Origin of the sequence: Pseudomonas tremae, from assembly GCF_001401155.1 — a bacterium.
Taxonomy (GTDB): Bacteria; Pseudomonadota; Gammaproteobacteria; order Pseudomonadales; family Pseudomonadaceae; genus Aquipseudomonas; species Aquipseudomonas tremae.
Map to the genome: position 1 here is coordinate 151738 of NZ_LJRO01000305.1, position 9832 is coordinate 161569.

General features: G+C 59.2%; 7 protein-coding genes. 1 reads left to right on the forward strand and 6 read right to left on the reverse strand.

Translation table 11 applies throughout. From position 1 onward, the window contains the following. Nucleotides 1-9: 9 nt before the first annotated feature. From ALO43_RS17615 to rimO, 4 genes are all read right to left on the reverse strand, one after another. Complete coding sequence (locus ALO43_RS17615) at nt 10-471, reverse strand: YehS family protein (protein ID WP_054997866.1); 462 nt, start codon at nt 469-471, stop codon at nt 10-12. A 75-nt stretch (nt 472-546) separates the two neighbouring features. Beyond that, nucleotides 547-1257, reverse strand: coding sequence for an rRNA pseudouridine synthase (locus ALO43_RS17620; RefSeq protein ID WP_005891938.1), 711 nt, complete (start codon nt 1255-1257; stop codon nt 547-549). Between the two features lie 93 nt (nt 1258-1350). Then, the gene (locus tag ALO43_RS17625) at nt 1351-1791 is read right to left on the reverse strand and encodes a GNAT family N-acetyltransferase (RefSeq protein ID WP_005891941.1); all 441 of its coding nucleotides are present in this window, start codon (nt 1789-1791) and stop codon (nt 1351-1353) included. A 101-nt stretch (nt 1792-1892) separates the two neighbouring features. Beyond that, nucleotides 1893-3236, reverse strand: a complete 1344-nt coding sequence (gene rimO, locus ALO43_RS17630) for a 30S ribosomal protein S12 methylthiotransferase RimO (protein WP_054997867.1) — start codon at nt 3234-3236, stop codon at nt 1893-1895. 260 nt (nt 3237-3496) lie between these two features. Between rimO and ALO43_RS17635 the strand changes: the two genes are divergently transcribed. Next, on the forward strand, nt 3497-5392 hold the full coding sequence (locus ALO43_RS17635) for a potassium transporter Kup (RefSeq protein ID WP_024670218.1): 1896 nt from the start codon (nt 3497-3499) through the stop codon (nt 5390-5392). Between the two features lie 95 nt (nt 5393-5487). Here ALO43_RS17635 and ALO43_RS17640 read toward each other — a convergent pair whose 3' ends face one another. Both ALO43_RS17640 and mprF read right to left on the reverse strand, forming a co-directional pair. After that, nucleotides 5488-6822: a virulence factor family protein gene (locus tag ALO43_RS17640; RefSeq protein ID WP_024670219.1), complete on the reverse strand. Its 1335-nt coding sequence runs from the start codon at nt 6820-6822 to the stop codon at nt 5488-5490. Beyond that, nucleotides 6822-9464, reverse strand: a complete 2643-nt coding sequence (gene mprF / locus ALO43_RS17645; protein WP_053932058.1) for a bifunctional lysylphosphatidylglycerol flippase/synthetase MprF — start codon at nt 9462-9464, stop codon at nt 6822-6824. The genes ALO43_RS17640 and mprF overlap by 1 nt, the downstream gene beginning before the upstream one ends. Between the last annotated feature and the right edge of the window lie 368 nt (nt 9465-9832).

Below are 9832 nucleotides of genomic sequence, written 5' to 3' on the forward strand. Positions count from 1 at the left end.
TCAGCCGCTTCAGCAGCGGACACGCAGGGTCAGACCCTTGAGGAAGTTGCGCAGCAGTTGATCGCCGCACGCGCGGTAGTTGGTGTGGCCGACCTTGCGGAACAGCGCGCTCAGCTCAGGTTTGGACACTGGAAACTCTGCGGACTTGAGGATTGCATGCATGTCGTCTTCTTTCAGTTCGAAGGCTACGCGCAGTTTTTTCAGAACAATATTGTTGGTGATCGGCAGATCGATCGGCTGTGCAGGGCGGCTTTCGTCCTTGCCACGCTTGAAGTAGACCAGCCCGTCCAGGAAGTGCGCCATGATTTCATCGCTGCAATCCAGATAGCCTTCTTCTTCCTCTTTCTTCATGAAAGCGATGACGTCGCTTTTCGACACTTCAAAACCGGTAAGGCCGATGATCTCGACAATTTTGCTGTCGCTGATATCGAGCATGTAGCGCACGCTGCGCAGTACGTCGTTGTTCATCATGGGGCGTGTTTCCTGGTAAGTCGGCGGCGCATGACAGTGATCACGCGCGCTGTAATAGGGGGATGTCGGAAGGAATTAAAACTTTTCCTTGGTCGTCATGTAACGCCACTGGCCTTCGGGCAGCTTGCCCATAGACACGCCGCCGATGCGGATGCGGCGAATGGCAACGATTTTCAGGCCAACGGCTTCGCACAGTTGCGCGATGATGCCGGGCTGCGGGTTTTTCATGGCAAAGCGCAGACGGTTCTCGTTCTGCCAGCTGGCCTTTACGGCCGGCAGCTCCTTGCCCTTGTAGGTCAGGCCGTGGTTCAGGCGATTGAGGCCGTGGGCAACCATCTCGCCCGAGATTTCCACCACGTATTCCTGTTCGATCTTGCTACGGTCATCGGTGAGTTTGCGCAGGATTTTCCAGTCCTGACTGAACACCATCAGGCCGCTGGCATTGGCTTGCAGACTCGAAATGGCTTCCAGGCGCATGAAGTGGCCTTTGAGCGGGCGCTTGCTGTAGCTGTGCTCTTCGGAAAGCGTGCCTGGCGTGATCATCTGCAAGGCGCTTTCGGCGCTTGCCGAGGCGGGCTTGTGCAGGATGATCGTTACCGGTTCCGGAGAGTCGGCCTTCGCGTCCGGGCTCAGTTCGATTTTCTGCGTGCTGACCTTGAAGTGTGGCTCTTCGATAACCACGCCATCCACAGTGACCCAGCCCCCTTCGATGAACAGTTCGGCCTCCCGGCGGGAGCAACCGACCAGCTCGATAAGGCGTTTGGAAAGGCGAATGGGGTCTGTCATGACAAAAAAGCCGTTTGATAAGTAGAAAGGCGCCATTGTAACCGCCAAAGGCCGGTTAATCGCGGCAACATTGCATTTGCCTGGCAATCCACATCAATTGCGTCTGTTCAGGCGCATCCTGAGCATGGGGTACGGCTGGCCTAGGCCATCGACTTCCGAGCGGCTGACGACCTCGAATCCCTGTTTGCAATAGAAGCCGAACGCCTTGGGATTCTGCTCGTTCACGTCCAGCTCAGTGATGCCGAAATGGTTGACGGCATGTTGCAGCAGTTGCGTGCCAATACCCTGATTGCGGTATTCGGGGGCAATGAAAAGCATGTCCAGCCGCCCCCGGTTCACGCCCGCGAAGCCGGTGATGGCGTGCTTGTCGTTACGCATACAGAACAGCGTCACGCTGTCCAGGTACTGAGTGAGCAAGCCCTTGAGCCGGACGACATACGCGTCCGGCATGAAGTCGTGGGTGGCGCGCACCGAGCGCTCCCACACCTCTATCATTTCCGGATAATCCTTCACATCAGGTGCACATAGCTGCATCACGCCATCCTCCGCTCGGCCTGTCGTCCATAGACAACACCAACAGACAAAAAAGCCCTGCCATTTTAAGGGCAGGGCTTTTGATGGCGCTTTGACCGGTGTCAGAGCATTTCGGCCCACAGGTCGTATTCGTCGGCGTCGGTCACGCGGCACATGATCTTGTCGCCAAGCTGGACGTTGCTGCCGTCTTCCAGGCCGATGAATACGTTGCCGTCGATTTCCGGAGCATCGAAGAAGCAACGGCCGACGGCACCACGATCATCGACCTCGTCAATCAGCACTTCGATTTCCTTGCCGATCTTCATTTGCAGGCGAGCGGCGCTGATTGCCTGTTGATGGGCCATGAAACGATCCCAGCGATCCTGCTTGATGTCATCCGGCACGATGGCCGCATCCAGCAGATTGGCAGGAGCACCTTCGACCGGTGAATACTGGAAGCAACCGACGCGGTCCAGTTGGGCTTCGGTCAGCCAGTCAAGCAGGTACTGGAAATCCTCTTCGGTTTCACCGGGGAAGCCGACGATGAAGGTCGAGCGGATGATCAGATCGGGACACTGTTCGCGCCAGTTCTTGATGCGCGCCAGGGTCTTGTCTTCAAAGGCCGGACGCTTCATGAGCTTGAGGATTTTCGGGCTGGCATGCTGGAACGGGATGTCCAGGTACGGCAGGATCTTGCCTGCCGCCATCAGCGGAATCAGCTCATCGACGTGCGGATACGGGTAGACGTAATGCAGGCGAACCCAGACGCCCATCGAACCCAGCGCCTGACACAGCTCGGTCATGCGCGTTTTGATCGGCTGGCCGTCCCAGAAACCGGTGCGGTATTTGACATCGACGCCATACGCGCTGGTGTCCTGAGAGATCACCAGCAGCTCCTTCACGCCGGATTTGACCAGACGCTTGGCTTCGTCCAGCACATCGCCCACCGGACGGCTGACCAGCTTGCCGCGCATCGACGGGATGATGCAGAAGCTGCAGCTGTGGTTACAGCCTTCGGAGATCTTCAGGTAGGCGTAATGGCGCGGGGTCAGTTTGACGCCTTGTGGGGGCACCAGATCGATAAGAGGGTTGTGATCCTGGCGCGGCGGCACGACGTCGTGCACGGCATTGACCACTTGCTCGTATTGCTGCGGGCCGGTGACCGACAGCACACTCGGGTGCACGCTGCGAATGACACTCGCATCGACGCCCATGCAGCCGGTGACGATGACTTTGCCGTTTTCCTTGATGGCTTCGCCGATCACTTCCAGCGACTCGGCCTTGGCCGTGTCGATGAAGCCGCAGGTATTGACCACGACCACGTCGGCGTCCTCGTAGGTCGCAACGACTTCGTAACCTTCCATGCGCAGTTGAGTCAGGATGCGTTCCGAATCAACGAGCGCCTTGGGGCAACCCAGAGAAACGAATCCAACCTTGGGGGCGGACGGCGTGGTAACGGTGGACATGGCAAACCTCGGCGTGAAGGGCGCCCGAACGCAAAGCGCGGGCACCGACTGGGCGCTTGGGGCGCCTCTGATCAAAAAGTGCGCAATTCTAGCGGTGGGCGGGCGGGATGACCAGCGTTAGAAAGAGAATTAAGACGAGTGCTGCGTTATGCTTCGCGCCATCGTGGCCAGACGTGTCAATGTCTGGCTGAATCTTAATTGTTACGTGTTGTGATGTTCTCAGTCTGTTGAACCTCATGTCTGGTTATCTGGAGTAGTGGATGAGTCAAGCAAACAGTCATGCGGAGGCCGGAGGCACGGCGAAACCGATCGGGTTGTTGATCGCCGCTGTCGGCGTGGTTTACGGGGATATCGGCACCAGTCCGCTGTACACGCTGAAAGAGGTGTTTCAGGGGGGCTACGGTGTGGAAGTCAGCCACGACGCGATTCTCGGCGTGCTGTCGCTGATTTTCTGGTCGCTTATCTGGGTGGTGTCCTTCAAGTACATGGCGTTTGTCCTGCGTGCCGATAACCAGGGCGAGGGCGGCATCATGGCGCTGATGGCCCTGGCGCGGCGGGCTTCGGCCAAGCACCCCAGGCTGCAGATGATGATGGTGGTATTCGGATTGTTCGGTGCGGCACTGTTCTACGGTGACAGCATGATCACCCCGGCAGTCTCGGTCCTTTCGGCGATGGAAGGTCTGGAGCTGGCCTTCGATGGCCTGGATCACTGGATCGTGCCGATGGCGCTGGTTGTGCTGGTGGGGCTGTTCCTCATTCAGCGGCACGGCACAGCGCGCATCGGCGTACTGTTCGGGCCGGTGATGGTCGTCTGGTTTCTGGTGCTGGGCGCGTTGGGTGTCTACGGCATTATGCAGTCGCCGGAGGTGCTGAAAGCGGTTAACCCGGCGTGGGGCCTGAATTTCTTCATCATTCATCCGGGGATCGGCGTCGCCATTCTGGGCGCTGTGGTTCTGGCGCTGACCGGGGCCGAGGCACTGTACGCCGACATGGGTCACTTTGGCCGCAAGCCAATCTCGCGTGCCTGGTTCATCCTCGTGCTGCCCGCGCTGCTGCTCAACTATTTCGGTCAGGGCGCGCTGGTGCTGGATAACCCGGAAGCAGTGCGCAACCCGTTCTACCTGCTGGCGCCGGGCTGGGCGTTGCTGCCGCTGATCGGTCTGTCGACAATGGCCACCATCATCGCTTCTCAGGCAGTGATTTCCGGCGCTTTCTCGATGACGTTGCAGGCAATTCAACTGGGTTATATCCCCAGAATGCATATCCAGCACACCTCAAGTGACGCGCAGGGCCAGATTTACATCGGTGCCGTGAACTGGGCGCTGATGGCGGGCGTTATCATGCTGGTGATCGGTTTCGAGTCGTCCGGCGCGCTGGCTTCTGCGTATGGTGTGGCGGTCACAGGGACCATGCTCTGCACCACGATTCTGGTGTCGACGGTCATGCTGATGCTCTGGAAATGGCCGCCTTTGCTGGCTGTTCCGCTGTTGATCTGCCTGCTGCTGGTGGACGGTCTGTTCTTCGCCGCCAACGTGCCGAAGATATTTCAGGGCGGTGCCTTTCCGGTGCTCGCCGGTGCAGTGCTGTTTATCCTCATGACCACCTGGAAGCGTGGCAAGCAATTGCTCGCCGAGCGTATCGACGAAGGCGGGCTGCCCTTGCCGATCTTCATCGGCAGCATTCGTGTCCAGCCGCCGCATCGTGTGCAGGGCACTGCGGTGTTCCTCACCGCACGTTCGGACGCTGTCCCTCACGCGTTGCTGCACAACATGCTGCATAACCAGGTGTTGCATGAGCAGGTCGTGCTGTTGACGGTGGTGTATGAAGACTCGCCTCGTGTGCCTGCCGCCGAGCGCTTCGAAGTGGAGTCGTATGGCGAAGGCTTCTATCGGGTGATCCTGCACTTCGGCTTTATCGACGAGCCGGATGTGCCTGCTGCGCTGGCGCTGTGTCATCTGGCCGAGCTGGACTTCAGCCCGATGCGTACCACTTATTTCCTCAGTCGCGAAACGGTCATCCCTTCAAAAATGGATGGCATGGCTCGCTGGCGTGAGGCGCTGTTCGCTTTCATGCTCAAGAACGCAAACGGCAACCTGCGCTTCTTCAAGCTGCCGTTCAACCGAGTGATCGAGCTTGGTACACAGGTCGAGATGTAACCTGCTGCTGTAAAGCCAGTCAGCATGGACAAAAAAATCCCGGCAACCTCACGGTGCCGGGATTTTTTATGCCTGCAGACTTCGATAAATGAAGCCTACTGGGCGGTAGCCTTGCCCTGACGCTTGTTGATGGCGTCGATCAGGCGCTTGGCCAGTGCCGGATAGTCTTCGTCGAAGTGATGACCGCCAGGCAACTGAACCGCTTCGCCGACGGCGGTGGTGTCGGTGCAGCCGCTGTCTTTCTTCTCTTCGATGCCGTAGACACAGAACACCTTGGCGGCAGGCAGTTTGGCCATTTCCTGTCCGGTGGTGGCCTCCTTGCCTGCGTTTCCGAGCCAGCCGTCGACGTGAATCTCGAAGCTGCCGGTGCGTGCAAAGGCGAGCAGAATGATTGCATCGACACGATTCTGGTCATCCGTAGCGAGGCGGTTGTAGATCGCAGGCATCACGTCCGCGCCAAACGAGTAGCCAGCCAGGATGAAGCGCTTGGTGCCCCATTTCTGCCTGTAGTGGTTCATCAGGTCGGTCAGGTCGGTAGCGGTCTGCTCTGGCGTCTTGTGTTCCCAGTAGTAGCGCAATACATCGATGCCCACTACTGGATAGCCCATCTTGGCCATGTCGCCGGCAACGACCTTGTCCAGGTCGCGCCAGCCGCCGTCACCGGACATGAACAGCGTCACGGTATCGGAAGGCTGGCTGGCCGGGACTTCAACCACCGGGATACCCAGGCCGCCGCTGTCGTTTTCACCGAGCAGCAAGTGACGCAGTTCGGTATTGAGGACCTGCGGCAGCGGAATGTCGTAATCGCTGATGCTGGTGTCGGCGTTGGTCTGGTCGCGTACGAAAGCGGCGCTCGGATCATCCGGTGCATCGTTCCAGGCCGCCAGCCAGTGGCCGTGCGGGGCTTTTTGCGGCAATGCCACGTCACAGATCTGCGGTGCTGTCTCACCCTCTTCAAGCACCGGAGGCGGGTTCGAAGCATGCTCGAGGGCAAAGCCTACAGAGATGGCCTGTGCCTTGTCGTCCGTCTGTTCGGCCAGCCAGCGCCATGCCAGCGTTGCGCCAGGGCCTATCCCGCCAACTACCTTCGCAGGACCGTCGAGCTTCTGCAGGGCAGCTTGAAAGGTCTTCTGTTGCAAGACACAGTCATCCTTTGGCAATACCACCTGAATGATGCGTGCCGAAGCATCCTTGCTGATCGCCAGCAACTGCTTGTCGGTGAGCATGTCTTCAGCGGTGACCGCCAGGGCGATGCGCGTCTTGATGCTGGTGGCCGGCGTCACACTGGTCAGCGGCGCGCCGCCTTCCAGGTCCAGATGTTCCAGCGAAGCGGGTGGAGCGGGGCGGGTCCAGATCCATACCCCCGAAGCTACGATAAACAGAACAATTGCCAGTGCTGCGAGCAAAAGGCGCCAGGAGCGTCGAATCATCAGCGTTTCACCAATCCAGTCAGACCGCCCGCAATCAGGGCGGCGGTGTCAGCCAGTGCCACGAGCGGATCAAGTCCGGCAGGCACGGCCATATAACGAGGTTCCCAATCGGGCTGGAACTTGTCCTTGAAGCGACGCAGCCCCTGGAAGTTGTAAAGCTGTTCGCCGCGGCGGAAGATCATCGAGCCAAGACGCTGAGTGATCGGCGCGCCGCGTCGCGGTTGCAGGCCGGACAAAGGCACCATCCCCAGGCTGAAGCGCGCATAACCCTGGGCTTTGTAGTGCAGAATCAGACCGACCATCATGAACTCCATGGTCAGTTTCGGTGCGTCCGGGTGAGAACGCATCAGGTCCAGGCTGGCCAGCTCCGGGCTGGTGGTTTCCAGCAGGTTGGAGAAGGCCACTGGCTTGCCCTGAAAGTGGATGATCGCGATGCGGAAGTATTTGAGGTACTCCGGGCTGAAGCGACCGAGCGAAAAGCCTTTTTCGCGGACGTTCTTGCCGGTCAGCCAGGCATCGGAAATCACTTTCAGCTCGTCGATAGGCGCCTGACCCGGCTCATAGATCTCCAGCGAAAGCCCATCGCGGCCACCCCGATTCCAGGTGTAGCGCAGGTCTTTCATTTCCTTGCCTTTGGCGTCGATGTCGAAACGTCGCAGGTCCACACGTGCTTCCTCACCCAGCTTGATCGCTGTCAGGCCGATGTCCATGTAGAACGGCAGGTTTTCTGCGCGAACCTGATAAAACACCGGACGAGCATGATGCACGTCGCACAGGTCGCGGAACTGCCAGATCAACTCCGCGCGTTGCTGGGTCGGTCCGATCGGGTCGTAGAGCGCCACCAGACTGCGCCCGCGATGCGAGTACATCAGAAACGCATTGCCAGCAGGGTGAAACAGGATGGCCTTGTCGCCGGTCAGCACCAGGCCGCCGTCTGGCTGACTGGATGCCTTGAGAATCTCGGCGGCTTTGTCCAGGTCAGCCGCATCCGGCAGCTTGATAACAGGTCGCGCAGTGCGCAGCAGCCAGGTCAGCGAAACCACCACCAGCAGCACTGCACTGCCGAGTGCCGAGCGCAGGCCGCGCGGGGCGTCTGCGTCCAGGGTAAATTGCCACCACAGCTGATGGCTGTAAGGCACATCCTGGTAGGCGAACAGCAGCAGCCATATCGATGCGCCGACCACACAAACACTGGCGATCAGATAAAGCGGCGAGAACGGCAGCTCCAGCAGACGACTGGGACGATAGAACGAGCGGCGGAAGGTCAGCAGCAGGCCTGCGGTCAGCAGGAGCATGCTGGCCTCTTCCCAGTCGAAGCCTTTAAGCATCGACAACACGGCGCCCACCAAGAGCAGAATGACGGTCAGCATCCAGGCTGCGGACAACCGACGACGCAAGCCTTGAGCGAGCAACAGGCACAAGACACCGACCAGGCTGGCGCCGAAGTGCGACGCGTCGATCAGCCGGTGCGGAATCATGAAGCCTACGTTTTCAAGCCGGGTATCGATCTCAGGGGTGGCACCAGAGAAGAGCAGCACCACCCCCGACAAGAAAACCAGTAGTGCCAGAATTGGCGCAGCCAACCCCGAGGCAACGCGCATGGCTTGCCTGGTCGGCAGCAGGCGCTGGGCTTCAGTGAACAGCAAGGTCAGGCAGGCCAGCAGAAGCGGCAGCACCACATAGATGAGGCGGTACAGCAGCAATGCAGCGGCCAGCGGTGCGGCACCCAATTCGTTGGCGAAGGCCGCCAGCAAAATGGCTTCGAACACGCCCACGCCACCGGGCACGTGGCTGAGCACACCGGCAGCGAGTGCCAGCAGGTAGATCAGGATGAACGCGCCGAGCGGTGGCGCGTGGGGCAGCAACAGGTAAAGCACCATCGCTGCTGCGGCGACGTCCAGCGCGGTGATAACCAGCTGGATCAGCGTCAGCTTCAGGTCTGGAAGGCGCAGTGTGCGCCGACCCAGGCGGACCAGAATGTTGTGCGGGATATCCTGCTCCGGCAGGCGGCGGCGGTAGACGAACAGCGCCAGCAGCAGGCTGCCAGCCAGAACCGCGGTCGCGATGACGGCGAGAACATCGACCGGCAACTTGAGGGCAAGTGAGGCACCGGAAAGATTGCTCAGCGTCGCCAGTGCGGCCAGCGGTGGCAATGCGCAGCCCAGCGAGAGGCTGGCAAACACCGTCATGCGCGCGATCTCGATGGCACCCACGCCGTAGCGCGAGTACAGCCGATAGCGAACCGAGCCACCCGACAGCATCGACAGACCCACCGCATTGCCGATGGCAAACGATGTAAAGCCGCCGAGAATCAGGGTTTTGACCGGCAGGTCGACGTTGGCGTAGCGGCTGGCTGACAGTTCATAGCCCATCAGAATGATGTAACCCACCACCGCGGCTGCCAGTGCCCCGCCCAAAGCGGGCAATGGAACCGCGAACAGTGAGTCGTGCAGCGCATACCAGTCCATTTCGACCAGCATGTGGCGGCAGGCAATCAGGGCCAGGCCGAACAACAGCAGCATCACCGCCAGCCCTATAGGCTGTCGGTATTTGCTTAGCAGCTCCCGCCAATGCAGGCGCGGTGGGGTGCTTGGTTGTTCTGCATCAACAGCTTTATTGGAATCGGACGTGTTGTCGCGCATCAATCACTCCTTGGATCGTGCGCGACAGGATGGAGGTATACAGCCAAGTTACCAATCCCTACGCAAAAAATATTTCAGGATGTTAGCGCGTCAACGCCTAACGAGCGAATAGCGAATCGAGCTGGTTGAAGCTGTTCAGCTACGGTTCAGTCGTGATCAGCCTAGTAATAAGCCTATCGGCAGCGCATGCAAAAACTGTCGTCAATGAAAGCATTACGTTACAGATGTGATGATAGGGTTTCAAAGGGTCTGGTAAATAGTCTTTTTTGTCAGACAGTTAGCCGTGGCCTGGAATGTTTTTCCGGCGGAAACAAAAAAGGCCACTCTTTCGAGTAGCCTTTCTTGATGTTTGGTTGCGGGAGCCGGAT

Bases quoted from the DNA above. Each gene is read 5' to 3' on its own strand.
- mprF (WP_053932058.1), bottom strand. From the start codon at position 9,464: ATGCGCGACAACACGTCCGATTCCAATAAAGCTGTTGATGCAGAACAA.
- ALO43_RS17635 (WP_024670218.1), top strand. From the start codon at position 3,497: ATGAGTCAAGCAAACAGTCATGCGGAGGCCGGAGGCACGGCGAAACCG.
- ALO43_RS17625 (WP_005891941.1), bottom strand. From the start codon at position 1,791: ATGCAGCTATGTGCACCTGATGTGAAGGATTATCCGGAAATGATAGAG.
- ALO43_RS17620 (WP_005891938.1), bottom strand. From the start codon at position 1,257: ATGACAGACCCCATTCGCCTTTCCAAACGCCTTATCGAGCTGGTCGGT.
- ALO43_RS17640 (WP_024670219.1), bottom strand. From the start codon at position 6,822: ATGATTCGACGCTCCTGGCGCCTTTTGCTCGCAGCACTGGCAATTGTT.
- ALO43_RS17615 (WP_054997866.1), bottom strand. From the start codon at position 471: ATGATGAACAACGACGTACTGCGCAGCGTGCGCTACATGCTCGATATC.
- rimO (WP_054997867.1), bottom strand. From the start codon at position 3,236: ATGTCCACCGTTACCACGCCGTCCGCCCCCAAGGTTGGATTCGTTTCT.